At 37.5% G+C, this 22600-nt stretch carries 20 protein-coding genes and 1 tRNA gene; 12 read left to right on the plus strand and 9 right to left on the minus strand.

Annotated features, from left to right (window positions below):
- Window positions 1-26 precede the first annotated feature (26 nt).
- Genes AC27IF_RS03805 through AC27IF_RS03815 form a run of 3 tightly spaced genes read right to left on the minus strand, consistent with a single transcriptional unit; the run spans window position 27 to window position 1980 of the window.
- Window positions 27-818, minus strand: a complete 792-nt coding sequence (locus AC27IF_RS03805; protein WP_487052389.1) for a metallophosphoesterase — start codon at window positions 816-818, stop codon at window positions 27-29.
- Window positions 819-1307 carry a DUF1249 domain-containing protein gene (locus AC27IF_RS03810; RefSeq protein ID WP_487052391.1) on the minus strand — a complete coding sequence of 163 codons (489 nt, stop codon included), beginning with the start codon at window positions 1305-1307 and terminating at the stop codon, window positions 819-821.
- Window positions 1308-1344: 37 nt separating this feature from the next.
- Complete coding sequence (locus AC27IF_RS03815; protein WP_487052393.1) at window positions 1345-1980, minus strand: NUDIX domain-containing protein; 636 nt, start codon at window positions 1978-1980, stop codon at window positions 1345-1347.
- Between the two features lie 184 nt (window positions 1981-2164).
- On the opposite strand from AC27IF_RS03815, the gene tolC reads away from it, so the two are divergent.
- Window positions 2165-3502, plus strand: a complete 1338-nt coding sequence (gene tolC, locus AC27IF_RS03820) for an outer membrane channel protein TolC (protein WP_487052395.1) — start codon at window positions 2165-2167, stop codon at window positions 3500-3502.
- 78 nt (window positions 3503-3580) lie between these two features.
- Here tolC and AC27IF_RS03825 read toward each other — a convergent pair whose 3' ends face one another.
- Window positions 3581-4675 carry a glycosyltransferase family 4 protein gene (locus AC27IF_RS03825; protein WP_487052397.1) on the minus strand — a complete coding sequence of 365 codons (1095 nt, stop codon included), beginning with the start codon at window positions 4673-4675 and terminating at the stop codon, window positions 3581-3583.
- A gap of 155 nt (window positions 4676-4830) precedes the next feature.
- Between AC27IF_RS03825 and lpxL the strand changes: the two genes are divergently transcribed.
- On the plus strand, window positions 4831-5769 hold the full coding sequence (lpxL, locus tag AC27IF_RS03830; protein ID WP_487052399.1) for an LpxL/LpxP family Kdo(2)-lipid IV(A) lauroyl/palmitoleoyl acyltransferase: 939 nt from the start codon (window positions 4831-4833) through the stop codon (window positions 5767-5769).
- A gap of 58 nt (window positions 5770-5827) precedes the next feature.
- The gene (locus AC27IF_RS03835; RefSeq protein WP_487052401.1) at window positions 5828-6493 is read left to right on the plus strand and encodes a TcpQ domain-containing protein; all 666 of its coding nucleotides are present in this window, start codon (window positions 5828-5830) and stop codon (window positions 6491-6493) included.
- A 37-nt stretch (window positions 6494-6530) separates the two neighbouring features.
- Here AC27IF_RS03835 and glnE read toward each other — a convergent pair whose 3' ends face one another.
- On the minus strand, window positions 6531-9416 hold the full coding sequence (gene glnE, locus AC27IF_RS03840; RefSeq protein ID WP_487052403.1) for a bifunctional [glutamate--ammonia ligase]-adenylyl-L-tyrosine phosphorylase/[glutamate--ammonia-ligase] adenylyltransferase: 2886 nt from the start codon (window positions 9414-9416) through the stop codon (window positions 6531-6533).
- 178 nt (window positions 9417-9594) lie between these two features.
- Between glnE and AC27IF_RS03845 the strand changes: the two genes are divergently transcribed.
- The 8 genes from AC27IF_RS03845 to AC27IF_RS03880 all read left to right on the plus strand — a co-directional run bounded on the left by AC27IF_RS03845 (window position 9595) and on the right by AC27IF_RS03880 (window position 16106).
- A complete protein-coding gene (locus AC27IF_RS03845; protein WP_487052405.1) occupies window positions 9595-10587 on the plus strand; it encodes a hypothetical protein in 993 nt (330 codons plus the stop codon).
- Window positions 10588-10623: 36 nt separating this feature from the next.
- Complete coding sequence (locus AC27IF_RS03850) at window positions 10624-11526, plus strand: DUF350 domain-containing protein (protein ID WP_487052407.1); 903 nt, start codon at window positions 10624-10626, stop codon at window positions 11524-11526.
- Between the two features lie 124 nt (window positions 11527-11650).
- Window positions 11651-13354: a polyamine aminopropyltransferase gene (locus tag AC27IF_RS03855; protein ID WP_487052409.1), complete on the plus strand. Its 1704-nt coding sequence runs from the start codon at window positions 11651-11653 to the stop codon at window positions 13352-13354.
- A 147-nt stretch (window positions 13355-13501) separates the two neighbouring features.
- Window positions 13502-13915: a YjfI family protein gene (locus AC27IF_RS03860; protein ID WP_487052411.1), complete on the plus strand. Its 414-nt coding sequence runs from the start codon at window positions 13502-13504 to the stop codon at window positions 13913-13915.
- 38 nt (window positions 13916-13953) lie between these two features.
- Window positions 13954-14643, plus strand: coding sequence for a PspA/IM30 family protein (locus tag AC27IF_RS03865; protein ID WP_487052413.1), 690 nt, complete (start codon window positions 13954-13956; stop codon window positions 14641-14643).
- Window positions 14644-14708: 65 nt separating this feature from the next.
- Window positions 14709-15350 (plus strand): hypothetical protein, encoded by a 642-nt coding sequence (locus AC27IF_RS03870; RefSeq protein WP_487052415.1) that lies wholly within the window; start codon window positions 14709-14711, stop codon window positions 15348-15350.
- Window positions 15351-15371: 21 nt separating this feature from the next.
- On the plus strand, window positions 15372-15689 hold the full coding sequence (locus AC27IF_RS03875) for a hypothetical protein (RefSeq protein ID WP_487052417.1): 318 nt from the start codon (window positions 15372-15374) through the stop codon (window positions 15687-15689).
- Window positions 15690-15812: 123 nt separating this feature from the next.
- Window positions 15813-16106, plus strand: coding sequence for an Lpp/OprI family alanine-zipper lipoprotein (locus tag AC27IF_RS03880; protein WP_487052419.1), 294 nt, complete (start codon window positions 15813-15815; stop codon window positions 16104-16106).
- 133 nt (window positions 16107-16239) lie between these two features.
- On the opposite strand, the gene AC27IF_RS03885 is transcribed toward AC27IF_RS03880, so the two are convergent.
- Entirely contained in the window at window positions 16240-17064 is an 825-nt protein-coding gene (locus AC27IF_RS03885; RefSeq protein WP_487052420.1) for a M90 family metallopeptidase, read from the minus strand.
- Between the two features lie 233 nt (window positions 17065-17297).
- Here AC27IF_RS03885 and AC27IF_RS03890 point away from each other — a divergent pair, with 233 nt between their 5' ends.
- The gene (locus AC27IF_RS03890; protein ID WP_487052421.1) at window positions 17298-19397 is read left to right on the plus strand and encodes a protein kinase domain-containing protein; all 2100 of its coding nucleotides are present in this window, start codon (window positions 17298-17300) and stop codon (window positions 19395-19397) included.
- Window positions 19398-19611: 214 nt separating this feature from the next.
- Here the strand turns inward: AC27IF_RS03890 and AC27IF_RS03895 are convergent.
- The 3 genes from AC27IF_RS03895 to rpoD form a co-directional block, all read right to left on the minus strand.
- A tRNA-Ile gene (locus AC27IF_RS03895) sits at window positions 19612-19688 on the minus strand.
- Window positions 19689-19900: 212 nt separating this feature from the next.
- Window positions 19901-20551 (minus strand): outer membrane protein, encoded by a 651-nt coding sequence (locus AC27IF_RS03900; RefSeq protein WP_487052422.1) that lies wholly within the window; start codon window positions 20549-20551, stop codon window positions 19901-19903.
- Between the two features lie 98 nt (window positions 20552-20649).
- On the minus strand, window positions 20650-22497 hold the full coding sequence (gene rpoD, locus AC27IF_RS03905) for an RNA polymerase sigma factor RpoD (protein ID WP_487052423.1): 1848 nt from the start codon (window positions 22495-22497) through the stop codon (window positions 20650-20652).
- Between the last annotated feature and the right edge of the window lie 103 nt (window positions 22498-22600).

Here is a 22600-nt window from a genome sequence, read left to right on the forward strand (position 1 = left end):
TGACTTAAACACCAATACTGATCAGCTCAAACAGTGACAATTTCACTCTTTATATGCCCATCAGCATAAAGGTGCATTAACCGATAACTAGGTGGGATCCCTAATGAAGATACAGTTTCTTGATTTGGGTCAAAGGCAATCGATGTTGCTGGGCAAGTATATACATCAACACTTTGTTGTGAATGAGCGGTGTATTTTTCAATAGTGCTAGCTCTATGTACATGACCACAAGCGATTGCACTAATGTTTATATCTGCATTTTTTAACGCATTAATAGACTGCCAAAACTCATCTTGGTTAGTCAAACCATGACGATCAATAAAATAACCAATATCCACTGGATGATGATGCATCATTAACAGTTGAAACTTACTAGTATCTATTTTTTCTTTTAGCGATAACATGGCATCATTGTCAATATAACCTGCTGGCGTTTCACTTTTACTATCGAGTAAATGTATTTGCCACGCTTGCCTATCGATCGTTTTATCAGCGCAAAATTCACACGACGCTAAATATTTTGTCAAGGCGCTAGGATCATCATGATTACCGGCAAGGTAGAAGATTGGCGCAGCTAAACGTGATTTTTTAACCGCTTGAGCAAAATTTTGATAAGACTTTTCAGAGTGGTCTTGACTAAGGTCACCCGTAAATACAATGATATCTATCGCTTCTCGCTTGGCGATATCTGCTAACACTTGCTGTAAGTGTCGATAAACATTTGCGCCGTGATGCTTTGCCTCTAGATCAGCAAACAAATGACTATCACTAAATTGAGCAATGACTAATGGCTTATTAATCGTAATGGTTTGATTCACTTATTTTATCGGCAAGGGTACGTTGACTTGTCCCATATTCAGGCACAAGTGTAGCCACTCATTTAAGAATTGATTTATCTGTTGCTTTTCATCTTGTTGATGCATTTGATCATTAGGGTAATCATAACGAGGTTTTACTTGTTGAATATCTTGGCTACTGATCACCTCAGCCATACGCGCATCGTGATATAAACGAATAACCATACGAGGATGAAATGAGCTAGGTAATATATTTTCACTTAATGAGCTTGGCTCGAGTGCTACTTGCTCAAACGTAATTAACGAAGTGTAACGAGTCACTTCATTTACAGTAACTTTATAAGCTAAAAAGTCATTAATAAAAAACTGTCGCTGCTCTCCCTGTTTGGTTTGATCAGCTTGCACTTTTATTAATAGAAAATAATTATTCGCGCACAAAGACATCAAGCTAACTAAGTTAGGCTGGTACCTTTTTTTGCTATTTACTTTACTATTAGGAAAAAAGCTCATTTATTAAAATACTCTGTAATTTATCACTAACGTCACATTATAAATTTTGATAATTTAATGCTAGCCATTGTAAGCCAATTATTGTCGCAGCGTTACTAATTTTCCCTTCAGATAGTAACTTTAACGCTTGAGTTCGTGTGACAAGATGTAACAAAATATCTTCATTTTCTTCATCCAAACCAAATACTTTACCGCTAATGACCTTGCTACTATCAAATTTTGCCAAGTATAAGTGAATACATTCACTCATACCGCCAGGGCTAGATAAATATTTCATCACTAAAGATAATGACTGAGCGCTAATATCAATATTAGCTTCTTCTTTAGTTTCTCGTATGGCTACGTCGATAGGCGTTTCGTTATCATCAAACATACCTGCGACAAATTCTAGCATCCAAGGAGTATCCCCCGCTCGAATTGCACCGGGCCTAAACTGTTCTAACAGCAATACCTTATCTAATTCAGCATCATAAAGTATTACAACTACTGCATCACCTCTTTCGAATACTTCACGAGTGAAGGTGTTACTTTGTCCGCCAGAGAACAATTTATGATTTAACTGGTATTCGTTCAGTTTAAAAAAACCATCATATTGAGTCTCTATCGTTAAAACATTGCAGTCTTTATTATCATATTGCAACAACGTGGCGGCTATGTTTTTACTATCTGGCATAAATGGTCTCTTTTTAATAATAATTTGTTACACTAGTAAACACTTATTTTATTTGGTTAATTTAAAAATCCATGTAGGATATTGCTCTAAATTGACAATAATAGATTTTGATAGTTTTTAAAAACCTATTTTACAATAAAAACGAGTTACAACTGAATACACGTACTCAAGGAAAGCTTTACACATGAAAAAAACATTAAGTACTTTAATTATAGCAATTGCAAGTGCAGTAAGCGTAAATGCGCAAGCAGATGACTTACTCTCTGTTTATCAACAAGCGCTTTTAAACGACACCATAGTATTAAAAGCACAAGCACAGTTTAAAATTGTAGAAGAAGATATAGAGCAAGCACGTGCCGCTTTATTACCACAAATAAATGCAACCGCTAGCTATTCTGATGGTGAAAGAGAAGGTTATACTTTAGGAAATGTTACCACTACAGAGTTTAACTCATTGGGTTATGGTGCAAGCTTAAATATGCAGCTTTATCACCACGATAGTTGGTTAACTTTAGATATTGCAGAAAAATCTGCACATCAAAGTGATCTAACCTACCAAGTTGCTAAACAAGACCTTATTGTTCGTGTAACACAAGCTTACTTTGCCCTACTAAGCGCTAAAGATGACTTGGTTTTTGCCCAAGCAGAAAAAGCTGCGATTGCTCGTCAACTTGAGCAAACAAAACAACGTTTCTCAGTAGGTTTAACCGCCATTACCGATGTTCATGAAGCACAAGCTCAATATGACAACGCGGTAACAGAAGAAATACGCTCTGAAAACGCTATCTATAATGCGGAAGAAGAGTTACGTGTCATTACTAACGTTTACCCAAGTAATGTCTATGTACTAAACACCGATAGATTTAGCACGACCAGCCCAAACCCAAATAGTGCTGATGAGTGGCAAAAAGCTGCTGAAGCAAAAAATCTTGATTTAATCGCTGCAAAAGTCAGCATTGAAGTGGCTCAACAAACAATTGATGCTGCCAGAGCTGGGCATTACCCAACATTAGATTTTGGCGCTTCATACAATAGTAATGATGGCGAAACTACAGGCCCATTAGGCACAGTAGATGCTCCAGCATTAAATGATTATTCTGTTGGCATAACCTTGAATGTACCTATTTACTCTGGTGGTGCGACACAAAGTAGTGTTCGCCAAGCGCAGAATCGTTTTGTGTTAGCAAGCCAAGACTTAATGCAAACGCACCGTGGTGTAGTACGTACAACTCGTAATGCTTATAACACAGTAGTTGCGACTATCTCAGGTATTAAAGCATTTGAACAATCTGTATTGAGTGCTGAAAAAGCCTTAGAAGCTACTGAAGCAGGTTTTGAAGTAGGTACACGTACTATTGTTGATGTACTAGATAGCACTCGTAATTTATATAATGCCAAGCGTAACCTGTCATCTACACGTTATGCATACATACAAAATGTATTATTATTAAAACGTGCTGGCGGTACGATTACCGATGAAGATATTACTGCAATTAATACAGGTTTAATGGCTAGCGAGTAATAATGAATTGTTCAGCCTAACTGTATTTATTTAGGTAAGAAAAATAACAAAGGCACTCATTATCGAGTGCCTTTTTTTTTACATTAAACCACGATAAAAGCTCACCAATTCTTTGGCTTCACGTTCAACAGAATAATGCGCTAAAACTCTTTCTCTGCCCTTTTCTCCCATTTTAGCTAGCTGTACAGGGTCGCTGAGTAAAACATCCATTTTTTCTACTACCGAAGAAAGATCATTTACAGGCACTACATAACCGTTAATATCAGCTTCAACAACTTCTGGCCAAGCGCCCGCTTCACTGGCAAGTACTGCCGCACCGCTGCTCATCGCCTCAGGGATCGTTAAACCAAATCCCTCGTTATCACTTAACGCGACAACTAAAGATAAAGCACTGAAAATACTTGGGATATCAGCAAAGTTTTGTTCGCCTGCAAAGATAATACGATCGCTCAAATTCGCTTGAGCAACCTTATCTTCTAATTCTTTAACAAACTCTTCATTGCTACTGCTAATTGAGCCAACCACAACCGCAGTAAAGTCTGGATACTTATCAAGTAACTCTATACAAGCTTGTACAAAAAGATGCACCCCTTTCTGTTTTCTTACTCGACCTAAAATAGCAATGCCATATTGACCTTTTTTAGCTGATTCAGGTAAAAGCGAAAGCTCTTGCCATGCTAGCTTTTTATTTTCAGGCGGAGTATAAACGTCTGTTTTCACACCGTGATAAATAATGGCATCAGGCTTTTTATGTAAATAACTGGCTGATGCTTTACACATGGCTAAAACGGCATCCATTTTATCCGTTAACCACTTAGTAGAGCCTGAACGTTTACGTTGAGCGGCAGAGCTAAATATGATTTTAATTTTAGCGCCAAAGACATGCTTCAATAATAACGCTTGAATCATTTCGTCAACACGGCGGGCATGAAATATTCTAAAGCGGCCATCTGTCAACGGATTTCGGCACATGCTAACCACTTGCCAAAAACTAATATTGATTGAAGCATCAGGTAAGTGATGTTTACCCATAACACGTAAATTAATGAGTTTTTGTTGTTCTGACAATACCTGTAACATGGTCGACGTTACGCCAGAAAAATTTGAATTAGAGTTACCAATAATTAATTCAATTTCGTCATTAGACAGTTTTTGCACTGCACTAGAATTCATTTGTTAGATAAACCAATAAAGAGTAAACACTAAGCATATTCTACGATAAAGCGACCTTAGTTGACATAACTTATCCGCTATTAATTACCCATTTTAAAGTAACTTGGGTATAATTCACCTGTTAGAAATTAGCCTAAAAAACAGTGAGCGCCTTTGTGAGCAGAAATAAAGTTTTACAACCTGATTTTAAATTGTCCTTTTTATTACCCAAATACTGGCTTACCTGGTTTGGCGTTTTTATTTTATATAGTATTTCTTGGTTACCTTACAAATGGCAATTGTCACTAGGGCGAATGATTGGTCGCTTATTATTTAAAATTGGCTCGAAAAGAAAACATGTAGCCGATACTAATTTAAAGCTTTGTTTTCCCGACATGGACGAGCAAGAACGTCAACGAATTCTCAAAAAGAATTTTGAAAATACCGGCATTGCTTTACTTGAAACCGGTATGGGTTGGTGGTGGCCAAACTGGCGAGTAAAACGCAAAGTAAAGGTGTTAGGTGTTGATCATATTGAAAAAGCGCAAGCACAAGGAAAAGGTGTTTTGTTACTGGCCATGCATTACCTCAGTGTAGAAATGAACGCACGTGGTGTTGGTTATGGGCACCCTATGGTGGTTTTTTATCGTCCTCATAACAATCCTCTTATGGAGTATTTCCAATTCCGAGGGCGAGGTCGCTCCAATAAATACATGCTTGGGAAACGTGATGTAAAAGGTTTAATACATGCATTAAAAGATGGAGAAGCCTGTATATACCTGCCCGATCAAGACTATGGTAGAAATCGCAGCTTATTCGTACCATTTTTTGGTGTGAAAGAAACCGCCACCACGACAGGAACATTAATTTTTGCTCGACAGAAAAATGTTGAAACAATGATGATCATCCCGACACGTAATGATGATGACAGTGGCTATACTTTAGAGATCTCACCTCCTTTTGAAAACTTCCCTTCTCAAGATGATGAAGCAGACCTTATTCGTGTTAACCAAGAATTAGAAAAAGCGATTTCACGAAAACCAGAACAGTATATGTGGCTACATAGGCGCTTTAAAACCAGACCAGATCCTGACGAACCATCATTGTATAAATAGTAAAATGTGATATAACTTAAATATACCATTGATTTTTATTAAGGTTACTTAGTCTATTATGGGTTTTTGGATTCGAAATGGCATATTTGCAATTTTATTAATTGGCTTGGCTTGGGCATTTTTTGCCAATCAAGATTACCTACTATCATTAGATGGCTCATTAAACACGCCAGCAGTTACTGAGCAAGCGCCTCCCCCAAAAGCCCCTAACAAATATCAACAAGGTCGAAAACTCGATAACGCTGCGGCTGAAGGACTGTCTAATTTCTATGCTAAAATTTACGGCAGCGATATAGATAAAGACGGACCGAAGATCAGAAATAATATTATTTTCTTGCCTGATCCCGACGGTGATTTGGTTAAAATATTACAAGCAAGGGAAATGGTAGTACGCCCCTACCGAAAAACGTGGAAAGGCACCACTAAATCTCGCCCGTTTCGAAAAAAACAAACCTTGTATCAAAAACTTGCTGAGTATGCGAGTGAAGATGGATTAGAAGTCATTTGGTGGTTAAATAGAGACTTCATTGTCAAAGACCCTTTTCGCATTGATAAAGATATTTTAAAAACCGCTTATCAAGTTGGCGAAGCTGTATCTGGACACTTCCCTGAAGGTATTGTCAGCTACTTTTGTTACCGTCAGCGCACACTAGTCTTTATCAATGAAGCGCCAGACTACCTTAATGAAGAATGCCTACCGCTAAAACCTAAGGGAAATTATTAACCCTAAAGTATTAGCTTTAACAGTAGGTGAACACTTACTATAGAATTGTTGTTTTCCATATTTCAGCAATCGTTTTGCTGGTAGTAAATGTTGAGTTCGCAATTAATAACTCTTCATTTTGTAAAGTAGCTTGATGAGAAAAATCTCTTAATTGCTGATAACTATTAGCAAGAACCTCTTGTTCATTTTTAGTGATAATATCAACAGCTGCTAGTTGTTTAAAAATTCCTATATTATCACTCGATTTTGCTAAGCTTTTATCTTGACTACAATGAGCTAACACTAGAAATTGAGCTAAAAACTCAATGTCTACTAACCCACCCTGACCTTGCTTAATATCCATAGATTCAGCGGTTGACTTATCAAGATGCTTACGCATTTTTTCTCGCATGTCTCGCACATCTATTTTTAATTGTGATATATCTCTTTGTTGCTGCAAAACTTGTAAACGAATATCGTTAAACCCAGACGCTAAGAGTTTATTACCATAGACAATACGCGCCCGTACTAAAGCTTGATGTTCCCATGTCCAAGCATCAACATGTTGATATTGTGAGAAAGTATCAAGGTGGACCACAAGTACGCCTGAATTACCTGAAGGCCTTAAGCGCATATCTAATTCATATAAAATACCGCTATTCATTTTAGTATTAAAAATATGCATAATTCGCTGTGCTAACTTCATATAAAACTGGCTAGCCATTACGGATTTATCACCATTAGCTAAACCTGTAGTCACCTCAGTTCGTTCACTATGGTGAACAAATACTAGATCTAAATCAGAGCCATAGTTAAGTTCATGACCACCCGTTTTACCGTAAGCAATAACACCAAAACCTTTATCATTACTATGCAAGGTAGAAGTTGGCACGCCAAAGCGAGCACTAACTTGTTGCCATGCTAAATTAATGACTTCAGCGATAATAGCCTCTGCCAACGACGTTAAATGTTGACTAACCTGATTAACATCTAAAACATTGGCAATGTCAGCTGCTGCGATGCGTAATTGTTGAGCTTGTTTGAATAAACGTAGTGCGTCCATTTGCGCTTCTAAATCATCTTCAGGAATACGCAACATACTTTCTCTAAGCTCAAGCGCATAAGCTGAAAGTTGAGGTGGATTATTCAACAAGGTGGGGTCAATTAATTCATCCAATAAAATAGGATATTTAGCAATATAATCGGTAACCCAGCGACTGGATTTACATAAATGAATCAGTTGCTTAAGAGCTCCTTCATTTTCAAATAATAATTCTAAATAGGCTGTGCGAGTAACAATCTTTTTGAATACATGTAAAACCCGCTCAAGCACAAACTCAGCTTGTTTGGATTGTTGAATATGACAAATCAGTTGTGGAATAAGTTTATCTAGTACTTGTCGGCCTCGATTACCAATACTACGTTTAGTAACGTCACTACGAAAATCTGACAATAAGTGCCAAACTTTCTTACTGTCCCAATCATTAACCTCTTGGTTTTCATGCTCAAGCCAAGCGATAGATTCTTCATCACTCCAACGGCTTTGCCATAGCGTACACCAATGTTGATCTTCACTTTGATGACTTGGGCTTTCAATACCAATTAACTGCTGAAATTGCTGATGAACAAGACCCATATGCTTATCAAGCTCTTGAGTGAAATCTTGCCATGTAGAAAAGCCAAGTACAAAAAGCAGACGACTCTTGTCTAATTCATGTTCAGGAAGAGTTTGTGTTTGTTGATCGCCTATTGCTTGCAATATGTTTTCTACTCTGCGTAAAAAACAATAAGCATTTTCTAATACTACTTTAGATTCTTCGGGTATTTCACCGGCAATGACAAGCTCAGGCAAAACCGTTAATAAACTGCGCTGTTGCAATGCTTTAATTCGACCACCACGTATAAGCTGAAATACTTGCACAATAAATTCAACTTCACGAATTCCACCAGCCCCAAGTTTAATATTATTGACCAGCTGTTTACGCCTAACTTCTTGTGAAATCATCATTTTCATGCGACGTAAACTTTCAATAGCGCTAAAGTCGATATAACGACGATAGACAAAAGGTCTCAATAAAGTCGATAGCTTTTGGTGATATTCACCATCGCCAATCAATCGAGCCTTTAACATGGCGTAACGTTCCCAGTCTCGCCCTTGCTCTTGGTAATAATCTTCCATGGCATTAAAAGTTAAAACCAATGGACCACTTTCACCAAAAGGCCTTAAACGCATATCAACCCGATAGACAAAACCATCCGCTGTTTGTTGGTGCAATGAACTGATGAGCTTTTGCGCTAAGCGAGTAAAGAATTGCTGATTATCTAAAGAACGCCTACAGCCAATAGTTTCTCCTTTTTCAGGATAAACAAAAATCAAATCAATATCAGAAGAGAAGTTCAGCTCTTTCCCTCCTAACTTCCCCATACCATATACTAACAGTGACTGAACTTCGCCAGTGGCATTTGTAGGCTGCCCCCATTTAGTGTGACAAAAGTTAGTGAGCCAAGCTAAACTCCCAAGGATCAATGTATCTGCTAAGGCTGATAAACGGGCAAGTGAATTATCTAAAGGGATATTCAAAACAAGATCCGCAACCGCAATATTCACCATGTGTTTAAGTCTAAAGCGTCTGAGTATTCTGTGCAGTTGCTCTTCATTAAGGCATTGAGCTAACTGTTCATTAAGATCTTCTTGATAATTGGGTGTTGTTTGCTGATAAACCGTGTTGCTAGAGAATAAATCAATCACTAACTCAGGCGCTTGTAAGGCACTTTTTAAGACAAAATCACTTAGGCAAAGTGCTAATTTAAAATGGGCAAGCTGCTCTGGTTCAAGTTGTTGGTAGCTGTCGGGGTGCTGTGATAAGAACTGTTGCCAACTTTTTAATTGCTGTTGTGTGAGCAAGTCATTATTATCTAACCGAGACAGATGAGAAGAAGACACAAACAATCCTTTTACTTAATCAATAAATGTAGTTACACATCTTGAGTGTCTGTTAAATTTAAGCAAACATCCTAGATGAATAATCACTAGACCCTAGACATAATATGTCATTAATGCTATTAATACCACTTAAGCATTTTAACTGTTAATTTAGCACTTTCAGGAGATGATAGCAGCAATGCCAAAGCTAAAAACACCTTTTAACCGCCGATTTATTCACTGGCTAACACTTTTACCTTTATTGATGTTATTCGGCTGTGGTGATCCTGTAAAAGAGCAAGCTTTACAGCAATTACCCATTACTGAACAAAGAGTGCAACAACTTGGTGAAGCCTTAACTAATGGTCAGGTTCGTAATGCTAATTTAATTCATCAATATGCCGCTAAAGTAGCAGAAAAAAAGCCGAACTTAACAACATTAGTCAATGAATTTCGTAAAGATGCCAGCATTGAAGGGCCTATGTATTTAGCTCTATTAGACAGAGTTAATACCGCAAAAAACCAACCACAAATGTTTGCCTCCTCTCAAGCGCTATATGATGAGTTACTCAATATTTACCAAGCAGCTGATCCCGTACTATATTCAGATGCGTTAAGTGACCCATTAAATGTATTAGCCGATATGTCGGAAGGGGAATTACCACGAGTTAATGCTCTATCAAAAGCACAAAGTCAGCAAGCTAATAATGCTCAAGATTTTGGTACAGGTGAGCAACTTATAGGTAACCCAAGTTACGGCCATTGGCAAACAGGTAGTAATGGTATGTCTTTTTGGGCTTGGTATGGCATGTACTCTATGATGGGAGATTTATTTGGTCGACGCACTTATTACAACGACTGGGGCCGAAATAGAAACTACAGTTATTACAATGACTACGGTAGAACCCGTTATAGCTCACCTAGCCAATTAAAATCTCAAACAGCGCTAGATACTCACACTAAAAAATCATTCGCCAGCCGAGGTCAAAAATTTACTAGTCCTTACAGTAAAAACCGTACGGGTTCATCCAGTTTATCTGGGAAAAGTAAAACGGCTCAAACCAGTGCCAACCGATTTAGAAGTAATACCGTTAAGAAGAGTAATTTGGCCAGTAAGTCCAAATATAGTAAAAACTCTAGTTTTAGAAATTCTAACACCAATACCTCACGCAGCTTTCGCCGTGGTAAGTAACTGTGCTAAGTAACAGAAGATAGGAACGCAATAAGTATGAACACATTAATTGAACTCGTCGGTGTTAATCAGGAGTTATTTATTTATCTAGCCATCGATGTCACCATTGCTATTATTTTACTAGGCGCTATGCGTTATTTATTAGGCTTAAGTAGCCAAGTTAATAGCACTGAAGAGTTAGCAAAAAATGATAACTTCGCTTTTGGCGTTAGTGTTGCCGGTAGCATTTTAGCATTAGGTATAGTTTTAACCGGCGCAATTACCGGTGAAAATGCATCCAGTTATCTAATGGAAATTATCGGCATGTTGGCATATGGTGTCTATGGTCTGATTTTAATAAAAGTCGGCCGTATCATCCAAGACAAAGTCGCTCTACATCATTTAGATAAAACCGCGCTTATTAAAGAACAAAATCTAACTATAGGTATTATTGATGCTGCTGGTGCAATTGCCACCGCCATTATCATTCGCGCCGTATTACTATGGGTGGATGGTTTAGATATTGCTACCTTTATCGCTATTACCAGTGGCTTTATCGTTGCACAAGCTGTTCTTGTGATTGTTACCCGCATTCGTGAAAGTAATTATGCCAAAAATAATCAAGAAGACTCTTTGCAAGAAGCGCTCAGTAATGGTCAATTAGCATTGGCAATTCGTTATAGTGGTCAAGTGATCAGTACTGCACTTGCTGTTACTGCCGCGAGTTACTTCCTAGTCTACAGCCCTGAAACGTTAGTAATGAACCTTATTGGTTGGTTAGTATTCGGTATCATCATGACGCTATTAGTCGCTTTACTAACTGCGCTAGCCAAACGTATTGTACTTTGGGGGATTAATCTTGTTGAGGAAGTTGATCAACAGCACAATATCGGTGTTGCCAGCATTGAAATGGCTACAAGCATTGCTATCGCATTAATTTTATCGGCATTAATGGCTTAATCAAGCCATAACTATTTTGTAGGTGAGCATTTATGCTGACAATTAATAGTGTAAGGCTTACGCCTCACCTACAAAAAATACTTCTTTATTTTCCAAACTCTAGTCTCTTCTGATATCTAAAATTATGCCCTTAAAAAAATCCCACTTTATAGATGACACCCTGTTAATTTTAACTATGGCGGTGCTAGCTGGCTGTGGATTGATTTATGAATATTTACTGTCTCATTATGCGGGTCGTGTTTTAGGCGTAATGGAGAGCACTATCTACACCATGATAGGCTTGATGATTGTCTCCATGGGGCTTGGCGCCTTTGCTGCTCGAAAAGTTCGTTGTGCATATAATGGTTTCGTCTATCTTGAGTTAATCATCGCTTTACTGGGCTCAAGCGCGATATTAATTATTGGTGGTCTTATCGCTGTTACGCAGATGTTACCAACTATTATTGCAGATACGTTTTCACTGCCGCCTGACATGTTACCTCGCGGCGGCATATTCAAACAGTTGAGCTTTTTAGCGATAAATAGCCCCTATTTTTTTGGCGTTATTTTAGGTTTTTTTATCGGTATGGAAATACCATTAATCGCTAGGATTCGAGAGCAAGTACATGGTCAGCATTTAGAAAACAACCTAGGTACTATTTACGGCGCCGATTATATAGGTGCCGGTATCGGCGCAGCCATTTGGGTAATATTTTTATTAAGTATTGATATTTCAAAAGCCGCAGCGTTAACCGCCAGTTTAAATTTAGTCGCTGGTAGCTTTTTTATCATTCGCTACTGGCAAAAACTACACTTTCGTAAAACCTTTGTTAGCTTACATCTGATACTCGCATTTATCATTGTTTTGATGTTTAGCTATGGTAACCAATGGTTAAATCAAATGAACAGCCTGCTCTATTTAGACAAGGTTGTTTACAGTGAAAAAACACGATATCAACAACTCACTTTTACCGAAAGACACATGGGCGTTAGTTCAGGCTTACCTCAGGCCAGTATCATTAACTTTTACCTGAATGGGCGTTTACAGTTTTCATCGATAGATGAGCATATTTACCATGATTATCTCGTTGCGCCAGTGATGGCAGGCTCAGCTCGTCATAATAATGTTTTGATCATCGGAGGCGGTGATGGCTTAGCATTAAGAGACGTATTGAACTATTCGCCTTTGAAAGTCACATTAATTGATTTAGATAGTGAGTTAATTGATGTTTTTCAATCTCCTAGTGAATATTTACCAAAACGTTTAGCGGGACAAATATCTCAACTCAATGAAAATAGCTTGAAAGATGAACGTGTTAATATCGTTCGCGCCGATGCCTTTATTGCTATCAATGACTTACTTAAATCTAGACAAATCTTTGATGCCATCATTGTCGATTTACCTGATCCAAGTCATCCAGATCTCAATAAACTTTATTCTGTTAATTTTTATGCACGATTAAACCAGCTACTTTCTGGCGACGGTCTCATCGCCATTCAGTCAACAAGCCCCTATCATGCTAAACCTTCATTTATCTCTATTGGCAAAACGCTAAAAGCTGCCAATTTTCTTCATGTTGAGCAATACCACGACAATGTGCCAAGCTTTGGGGAATGGGGCTGGACAATAGGAGCTAAAATGGGGTTAAGTCCACTGGCGAGACTCAATAAATTAGAAAATTTACCGGTTAATCATCGTTGGTTGAATTTAGATATATTAAAAGCTGCATTTATATTTCCTAACAACTTTTATCAACACCAAGATGAAATTAACGTTAACGTACTTGGTAGCCATACAATTTACCAGCTTCACCAAAAGGCATGGCAAGATCAACAAGGCGTAAACTAGTTGTTTTACTAAGATACCAATTTGTTATACAAATTAAAGGACAAAATAAAACTTGACATAATATGTCAAGCTGCTAAATTTACCTCAGAAGACATAATATGTCATCTGAAACATACTTTTCGTTTAGAAATGAAGGATAGGAAATAAATGAACATTCATACTATAGCCGATCATTTAAATAGCTTGGCTGACAATTCAGACACAGGAATGAGCTTTGATTGCCAACCAATATCGGGGGAAGTTGACGTACTACAAATAACCATTTTAGGACGTGAAGAGCTACCTGTATTTGTTTCTGTCACTGACGATCAAATACTTTGCATCAGCTACCTTTGGGGAAGCGATGAAGTAAAACCTGAGAGCTTGGGAGCCATGCACGAAAGCATGTTAGAAATGAACATTCCAATGCCATTATCATCATTCTCAAAAATTGGTGATAAATACGTTATTTTTGGTGCCCTTGCCATTAGTTCAAGCTTTGATGATATTGAACATGAGCTAGCCGTATTAAGTAACAATGCCCTTGAAGTAATTGATGATATGAGTGACTACCTAGTTTAATTAACTAGCCGTAACGTCACCCTATTAGGAGAAAAGAAATGAGTATATTTAAAAAAATTATGACTGCAATTCGTGGTGGAGCTTCAGAAGCAGGCGAAGCTATTATTGATGCTAATGCCACTCGTATTTTTGAACAAGAAATTCGTGATGCTGAAAATCATCTTACCAAAGCTAAACGCGACTTAACGGGTGTTATGGCAGAGCAAATGGCTGCACAACGTGAAGTAGATCGTTTACAAAGAGAAATCAGCGAGCATGAGGGTTATGCCGGGCAAGCGTTAGAGAAAGGCGATGAAACTTTAGCACTAGCCGTGGCGGAAAAAATTGCTAACTTAGAAGGTGAACTTGCTACACAACAGCAAGCCCTTGCAAGTTTTACTGGTAATTCAGACCGATTAAAAGAGCTTGTTAAGAAAAGTGAGCGTCAAGTTGCAGAGCATAAACGTCAACTTTCAATGGTAAAGACCACTGAAAGTGTGCAAAAAGCGACATCAGCAATTACTGATAACTTTTCATCAAGTAACTCTAAGCTGTTAAACGCTAAAGACTCACTTGAGCGCATTAAAGCTAAACAGCAAAAGTTTGATGACAAAATGAAAGCGGCTGAAGTACTTGAGTCAGAAGACTCTGATAGCTCTCTTGCAGCGCAATTAAAAGCGGCAGGCATTGGCTCTCAAGATAACAGCGCTAACTCAGTGTTAGATCGCATTAAAGCAAAACAAAAGTAGTTTTGCAATCAAGGTGAGTAGTAACTAGCTACTCACCTTTTTTAATTACATCTATTGGTATAGCCATGAGTTTTTTCAAAAAAGTCTTTTCAAAATCAGATAAACCACAACGTAAACTTAATCACGTCAGTGACTTACTTGTTGGTGATATTATAGTGTTAACCGATAGCTTCGCTTTACCAGCGCAACTACGTGAACAGCAATTACAAATTACTGCAGTGAACACCTATGAATTTGAGCAAGGCAATAACATTGAATGGACATTACAAGGCACAAGTGAGCGTATCTTATTTTTATCATTAGAAGTCGATGACACCACAGAGCTCAAATTTTCAATTAAACTTGAGCATGAGGATGTTGAAACACTGTTTGATTTAGATGTATTCTCGCAAATATTTGATGAGCCTGGTGAAGCTTTTTTATCCCGACAACAAGATAATGAACACAGTAATATGTGGAGTAGTGAAGAGTACCAGCAACATACTTTCGCTAAAGTAGGTTACTTCCACCGTAAAGACCATCGCAGCGAAGAATTATCTGCCTATGAAGGTAAAGATAGCGGTGAACAATTCGAGCTCTATAATCTTTATAATCATGACCAATCAAAAGGTCTAGATGTAGAAGTTTGGCAAGATGGTGATACCGAAGTGTTTTTAACCTTATTTAGGCCAATAAGCGATATTATTGATATGTATCCGGCAAGTTAAGTAGAAAGTGGAAAGATTATCATGACAAAGAAAATACCTGATAAATGGCAATCATCAGTTAAAGCCATAAAAGCGGTGCAAGTTGCCTTTGATATGGATGAAAAAATCCAACTTTCTATTCGAAAAGAAGCACTCGATGCCGGCTTAAGCCCATCAGACCAAATACGTGATATTTTAGGCTTACCCGTTAATAAGCGCCCCAAACGTCCTCGTTTAACTGTCAGCTTAGCACCTGATGATTATCAGTTACTCGCAGACAAATATGGCTTAAAAGCTGAGCAACAACTTGAAATAAAAAGAAAATTAATGGAAGAATTAGTTAATCATGTCAATAACTAACCTAGTATCTGATTATATTCAAGTCTTACCTGTATATATTAACTAACAAAAATGTAACAATTTTGTCAAACACAACAATTTTATGGCATAATCCCCTTGAACCACAACACTAGGGATATCATTATGTTAACTACAAGTTCATTAAAAAAAGTATTTATCGTTACTTTAGCATTAGGCTTAACAGCTTGTGCAAATACGGATGAGTTAGAAGCCAATATTACTACTTTAACAAATAAAGTAGATTCATTATCTACTCAAGTTGACTCATTAAGCAGCGATGTAGCTGATTTAAAGTCTCAACATAAAGCAATCAGTGAAGATGCGAAATCAGCAAAAATGGCTGCAGAGCAAGCTGCTGATGACGCAGCAAAAGCTAATGAACGCATTGATAACGTAGTAGCAACTTATAAAAAGTAAGCTGTATAAAAAGTATGGCTCCTCTTAAAAGAGTGAGCCATTTAAATTTGTTTAATCGCAATTCCAATGCAATTCACCCAGTTTTCCCTTTCCAAATAAACCTTAATAAATAAAGTATTTCTCCCCTGCAGCACTAATGCCAATGTACAGGGTCAACCTGATAATATTGTTTTAACTGACGATAAAGTACCGGGTATTGTTGCGAGAATTGTAATGCTTGCTCAAAAAACACCTCACTGGTAACAGCAAAAAATTCAGCCGCTTTAGTGGCACCATAATAATCAAATAGTGACGGCTCTCCGGTCATAGCTTGCTTTTGTAATCGCTTAAATTGTTGTGAGAAAACTTCTGACCAACATTGGTAACTTTGTCCTTTTTCTAGAATAGGTGCCCCATTGGCTTTACCGTTTTCTTGATCTAATTGATGAGCAAATTCATGTATCACCACATTACGACCATCATCGGGAGTAATAGCACCATCTAAAGTATCTTGCCAAGATAATACTACTTTACCAAAATCCCACGACTCTCCAGCTAATGCAACTCTCTGCATATACTGTACTCCATCACCATTAACACTCTTTTGCTCTTTAATGAATGCGCGTGGATACACTAAAATCGTTCGTAGTTTGGGGTAATAATCTGTTTTGCGATTTAATAAAAGCAAACAAGCTTGCGCAGCCACTGTAACGCGAATTTCATCACTGATTTTTACACCATTACAGCCAATGAACTTTTTTTCCGCTAAAAACACCTGAATATGCTCCTTTAGCTGCAATTGCAGATCCGCCGGCATTTGTCGAAAATATGGGACTCTTTGTTGAATAATTTTACGCCACTCTTTTTTAAACGGCAGACTTCTCAGCTTACTTCGCTGATGTTCTCGCCAGTAAGGCTTACCAATAGAAAAACCAATAAGTACAAGGCCGATAAAAACAGGTAATAGGTATGAGAGCATAATAAAACTTTATATAGGGTTTATTATGAGATGTGTGCGATTTGATTGAAAATCAAGTTAGTTTCTAGTGTAACCCTGAATAGATTTAAAAAAGGTACCGATCAAACAAATTAAAATTTTCTATAATGAACTCACAGTTTGTTATAAGGATGTATATTTTAAATTTTCGCTTAATTTACTGTTATCAGTTATATTATTTTCAAACAGATAAAAATCAATAAACAGGTACAGGGATGCAAGAAGTTATTTATCAATTACCAGCCGGTCATGAAATTGCTGAATTTAGAATAATTGAAGTACTTGGTGAAGGTGGCTTTGGTATCACCTATAAAGCCGAAGATACACGCTTGCATCGTTTAGTAGCGATTAAAGAATTTCTACCTGTTGATTTGGCTGCTCGTGCGCAAGATCAAAAAACAGTTATGCCACGCACTAATGTTAGTGAAGATTACCGATACGGCTTAAGTAAATTTTTAGAAGAAGCACGAACCTTAGCGACATTTAGTCATCCTAACATAGTTAGAATACATACATTTATAGAGCTTAACGGTACCGCTTATTTAGTAATGGAATATGTTGAAGGTGAGGCACTTGACGAGCACCTGAAAAATATTTACTTCAATGGTAATATGAGTGAAGGACGAATCCGAGATATTATTGAACCTTTACTTGATGGTTTATCAGAGGTACATAAATCTGGCTTGTTACATAGAGATATAAAGCCGGGAAATATTTATTTAAAGTCTAACGGACAACCTATGCTAATAGACTTTGGTGCTGCGCGCCTTAGTATTGGTGAAAAGTCTAAAAGTTTAAGTGCTATTGTCAGTGATGGCTATGCCCCCACCGAGCAGTACAATACAAAAAGCAGACAAGGTGCTTGGACGGATTTATACGCCATGGGTGCAGTTATGTACCATCTAATTGTTGGAGAAAAACCCGAAACCAGTAGTCACAGGCAGCATGAAATCAATGAAGATGAACCTGATCCCATCAAGGCTTTACCCACAACGAATTACAGCAAAGCTCTAATAAACACTATACAAGCTTGTTTAACGTTAAAGGCAAAACAACGTCCACAATCAGTAGTTGCTGTTCAGCAATTGTTGAGTCAACAAGAAGCTAGTACTAATTCATCACCCACAAAGTCAAAATCAGACTTATCTAATGAGCAAGATTGTACCCGAAAAATAGAACGAGAAGTAGTACGCAAGCAGCGAAATGAAGATAATAAGGCTGTTGTAACTAAAAATAGTAACACTCGTTTATTCAATATTTTGATTGCTTTAACGGTAATAATTTCCGCTAGTTTTTATGGATTCAATCAAGGTTGGTTTACCGGTAGTAAAACGCCAGTAAAAGCTCAAGTAGCCCCAATACACCCTTTAACTATTTCTACGTCACCTGATGATGCTATGATTACCATTGATGGCATAGGAAATGTCAAGCAAGGGCAAGTAAGTAAACTTGAATACGGTACTTATCAAATTAATGTCGGCAAAGAGGGTTATGAGTCAACCACAAAAAGTGTCTTAGTGAACCAAATTAAAGGCCAAACAATCCATATTAAGTTAGTCAAAGAAGTCATTCCTGTTGGGCAGCTTACTATTAATACTACTCCAGCACACGCTACAGTGACCTTACTTGACATTGAACCAGGTTATCAAGCTGGCATGTCACTCAATATTGGCCAGCAAAGAATAACCGTCAATGCTGAAGGTTATAAAAAAGTAACTCGAACCCTTAATATTAGTCAAGGTGAAAATCTCGTTGATATTGAATTGATAGCACAAACTACAGAAGAGCGTTTGGCTGGCTACTGGCAAGCAGATGTGTATTGGCTGTATGATGAAGCAACAGACATTAATCAAAAGTATCAAATTAACAATGACGTTATGTCTTTTATTATTCATAAAGATCAAATTGAAATTAAAAACCTAGTAATGCGATTAACAAGTCAAAATGAGATTATGGTGTCTGCAAATGCAAACTTAAACAATGGCGAAGAATATTTCTTCACCCCACACAGTTTAACAGATCAAGGCGGAGCAACCCCAAAGAAAAATACTATAGATCCTCTTCTTGATAGTGGCACATATACTTTAGAAAAATCTTCTTTTGAATATGAGGGGGAAACCTATATTCAAAATGAGGTAAAAATAGTAGCCGCGGGAGATGAAATGAACTTTCAATACGGCTTTGAAGGCAAATTTTTAAAGGTCTACCTCACAGATGATTTCACAATTGGGTTTTCAAGAGCTTCTAAACCTCAATATTTAACGAGTTTTAATAAAAATACCCAAGCATATATACAATCAAAATTAGCACAATAGGTATTGGATTACTTATTGATTTGTTAACAGGGGTTATTTAATATTGAGATCACAATTAAATACCCTTTTTTACTTAACACGCTGACAATTACTGAATTTCAAAGCTCTCACGCTCCTTTGAAATTATGCCATTAGTTCGCATAAGATAAAAATAATCTATTCACTGAGCAACAGGCACAAAAAAGACGCCAATGGACGTCTTTAATGTTTAAGATGGTGGCCCCTCTGTGATTTGAACACAGGACCTACCGATTATGAGTCGGGCGCTCTAACCAACTGAGCTAAGGGGCCAAATTTTCTGTTTTTACGCGTGGAGCTAAAACCTCTAAAAACCGAAGTTAAGTTAGCATATTTTGCAAATTATCTTACAAAGGTATTGTAAAACGGCGAGCAGTATAAGCATTTTTTATTTTATTGTCACCTACTGAGCATTATTATTTTCGCTTTATTTTCTGTTCGATTACTTCTTAAACAATTTGGACTTCAATAAAGTACATCAACCTTTAAAAAACAAAAGTTACGCCGGCATTAACTTCACTTTGAACCCATAAATCACTAGAGATTGAAATAGCGCAGGCTTCTTCATCACAAAATATTCTACTGTCTGAGTTAAAGAAGGTTGCATATACACGCCCTCCGAATCTAAGGCTGACATTATCTGCTATAGCAATTTTAGTAGCTAGTCCTACATTTAAAGAAAAACGTGTTTCATTATCCAATACACTATCTTCTGGTGATAAGTGCGTTAACCCGAAACCACCCGTTACGTATAGTGGCACAGCACCACTTGATACAGGAACATTACCACCAACATGAGCATAGGTAATAGATAAGTTATTATTATTGGCGACAGAGCTATCTAATTGCGAAAACTGCGTACTATTATGGCTAATTAATACTTCACCTTGACGTTTACTATCAACATCCCAAGCAAATAACAAACCGTAATTAATTTCTTCTTTTAATTTAACTGTCGTTGGCGGGTTAATCGAAACATCACCGGCACTCACTTCAAAATCTCCTCCAAAGCGATATCCAACAATGGGGGTTAATTCAAAGTTACTCTCTTTCTCTGTATAAGCATAACTAGGGTTCGCAATAATAACCGTTGAGACGATGAGTAAAGAAACAAATATACGCGCGCATATAGACATAACAATCCTTGCTATTTAAAAACAAAAAAGAGTAAATTAGTTAGACTAACTTACTCTTTTTTCGATTTATTTTAAACTATTTTGTGGTAAATATTACCTTACTCACCATCTAAGAAACTTTTAAGTTGCTCTGAGCGAGATGGATGACGAAGCTTACGTAATGCTTTCGCTTCAATTTGACGAATACGTTCACGAGTTACGTCGAACTGCTTACCTACTTCTTCCAACGTATGGTCAGTATTCATGTCGATACCAAAACGCATTCTCAACACTTTAGCTTCACGAGCAGTTAAGCCAGCAAGAACCTCATGTGTTGCGCCTTTTAGGTTTTCAGATGTTGCTGAATCAACAGGAAGCTCACCACTACCATCTTCAATAAAGTCACCTAAGTGTGAATCTTCATCATCACCAATTGGAGTTTCCATTGAAATTGGCTCTTTCGCTATTTTCAATACCTTGCGAATTTTGTCTTCTGGCATAATCATGCGTTCAGCTAATTCTTCAGGCGTAGGTTCACGACCCATTTCTTGTAACATCTGACGAGAAACACGGTTTAATTTATTAATCGTTTCAATCATGTGTACTGGAATACGAATAGTACGCGCTTGGTCAGCAATTGAACGAGTAATTGCTTGACGAATCCACCATGTTGCATAAGTTGAGAACTTATAACCACGACGGTATTCAAATTTATCAACCGCCTTCATTAGACCGATATTACCTTCTTGAATTAAATCTAAGAATTGTAAACCACGGTTGGTGTATTTTTTGGCAATAGAAATAACTAAACGTAAGTTAGCTTCAACCATTTCTTTTTTCGCACGTCTAGCTTTGGCTTCACCAATAGACATACGACGGTTAATATCTTTAATGCCGTGAATATTTAAATGAGTTTCTTCTTCAATCTGGTTCAGCTTGAGGATACAACGTTCAACGTCTAGCTCTATATCAGATAATTTGTTTGAATATGGATGACCTGCAGCTTTTTCTGCTTCAAACCAGTCTTTTGATGTTTCATTACCTGGGAATATTTTAATGAAAGTCGTTTTAGGCATACCAGCGCCCATCACACAATGTTTCATGATTAAACGTTCTTGAACACGTAATCTGTCCATCATGCCACGCATGTTTTTCACTAATCTATCAAACAGTTTTGGAATTAAACGAAACTCTTTGAATACTTCAGCAACGGCGTCAATTGCTTCTTGCGCATCTTTATGACCGCGGCCTTTTTGCTCAATAATCTTATTGGCATTTTCATGTGCTTCACGTAAAGCAGTAAACTTCTCACGCGCTAGTTCAGGATCTGGACCAGTATCTTCTTCTTCTTCGTCTTCATCATCTGAATCGCTATCGCCTTTATCTTCATCATCAAGTTCTTCTTTTGATAATTCTGAACCAACATGCGTTGCAGCAGCAGCTACATCGTCATCTTCAGCATCTGGATCTAAGAAACCAACAATAATGTCAGTTAAACGAAGCTCTTCTGCTTCGAAGTTATCCCACATATCAAGTAAGTAATTAATTGCAGGTGGGTATTCAGAAACACTACGTTGTACTTCTTTAATGCCTTCTTCTATGCGTTTAGCAATTACTATTTCGCCTTTGCGAGTAAGTAATTCTACAGTACCCATTTCACGCATATACATACGAACAGGGTCTGTTGTACGGCCAATTTCACTTTCTACTGTGGCAAGTGCTTGAGCAGCAGCTTCAGCAGCATCTTCATCAGTATTGGCTTCACTCATCATCAAGGTGTCAGCATCAGGTGCATTTTCAAACACTTGAATACCCATATCATTGATCATTCGAACAATGTCTTCTACCTGATCTGAATCGATAATATCTTGTGGAAGATGATCATTAACTTCGGCAAACGTTAAATAACCTTGCTCTTTACCTTTGGTTATTAGCTCTTTAAGTCTTGATTGAGGGGCTTGTTCCATTGACGAGTGTCCACCTGTGTATTATAAATAAGGGTAGCGATGCTGAGCACTAGTGCCGCATAACAAAGCCGCGAATTATAGCGAAATTTTTGCGCTATTTCCA

This window comes from Colwellia sp. KS18-150, from assembly GCF_057551365.1.

What these genes read in the sequence shown, in the direction of transcription:
- AC27IF_RS03810 (WP_487052391.1), bottom strand. Translation starts at nt 1,307, where the DNA reads ATGAGCTTTTTTCCTAATAGTAAAGTAAATAGCAAAAAAAGGTACCAG.
- AC27IF_RS03815 (WP_487052393.1), bottom strand. Translation starts at nt 1,980, where the DNA reads ATGCCAGATAGTAAAAACATAGCCGCCACGTTGTTGCAATATGATAAT.
- tolC (WP_487052395.1), top strand. Translation starts at nt 2,165, where the DNA reads ATGAAAAAAACATTAAGTACTTTAATTATAGCAATTGCAAGTGCAGTA.
- AC27IF_RS03825 (WP_487052397.1), bottom strand. Translation starts at nt 4,675, where the DNA reads ATGAATTCTAGTGCAGTGCAAAAACTGTCTAATGACGAAATTGAATTA.
- AC27IF_RS03835 (WP_487052401.1), top strand. Translation starts at nt 5,828, where the DNA reads ATGGGTTTTTGGATTCGAAATGGCATATTTGCAATTTTATTAATTGGC.
- AC27IF_RS03845 (WP_487052405.1), top strand. Translation starts at nt 9,595, where the DNA reads ATGCCAAAGCTAAAAACACCTTTTAACCGCCGATTTATTCACTGGCTA.
- AC27IF_RS03850 (WP_487052407.1), top strand. Translation starts at nt 10,624, where the DNA reads ATGAACACATTAATTGAACTCGTCGGTGTTAATCAGGAGTTATTTATT.
- AC27IF_RS03855 (WP_487052409.1), top strand. Translation starts at nt 11,651, where the DNA reads ATGCCCTTAAAAAAATCCCACTTTATAGATGACACCCTGTTAATTTTA.
- AC27IF_RS03860 (WP_487052411.1), top strand. Translation starts at nt 13,502, where the DNA reads ATGAACATTCATACTATAGCCGATCATTTAAATAGCTTGGCTGACAAT.
- AC27IF_RS03865 (WP_487052413.1), top strand. Translation starts at nt 13,954, where the DNA reads ATGAGTATATTTAAAAAAATTATGACTGCAATTCGTGGTGGAGCTTCA.
- AC27IF_RS03870 (WP_487052415.1), top strand. Translation starts at nt 14,709, where the DNA reads ATGAGTTTTTTCAAAAAAGTCTTTTCAAAATCAGATAAACCACAACGT.
- AC27IF_RS03875 (WP_487052417.1), top strand. Translation starts at nt 15,372, where the DNA reads ATGACAAAGAAAATACCTGATAAATGGCAATCATCAGTTAAAGCCATA.
- AC27IF_RS03880 (WP_487052419.1), top strand. Translation starts at nt 15,813, where the DNA reads ATGTTAACTACAAGTTCATTAAAAAAAGTATTTATCGTTACTTTAGCA.
- AC27IF_RS03885 (WP_487052420.1), bottom strand. Translation starts at nt 17,064, where the DNA reads ATGCTCTCATACCTATTACCTGTTTTTATCGGCCTTGTACTTATTGGT.
- AC27IF_RS03890 (WP_487052421.1), top strand. Translation starts at nt 17,298, where the DNA reads ATGCAAGAAGTTATTTATCAATTACCAGCCGGTCATGAAATTGCTGAA.
- AC27IF_RS03900 (WP_487052422.1), bottom strand. Translation starts at nt 20,551, where the DNA reads ATGTCTATATGCGCGCGTATATTTGTTTCTTTACTCATCGTCTCAACG.
- rpoD (WP_487052423.1), bottom strand. Translation starts at nt 22,497, where the DNA reads ATGGAACAAGCCCCTCAATCAAGACTTAAAGAGCTAATAACCAAAGGT.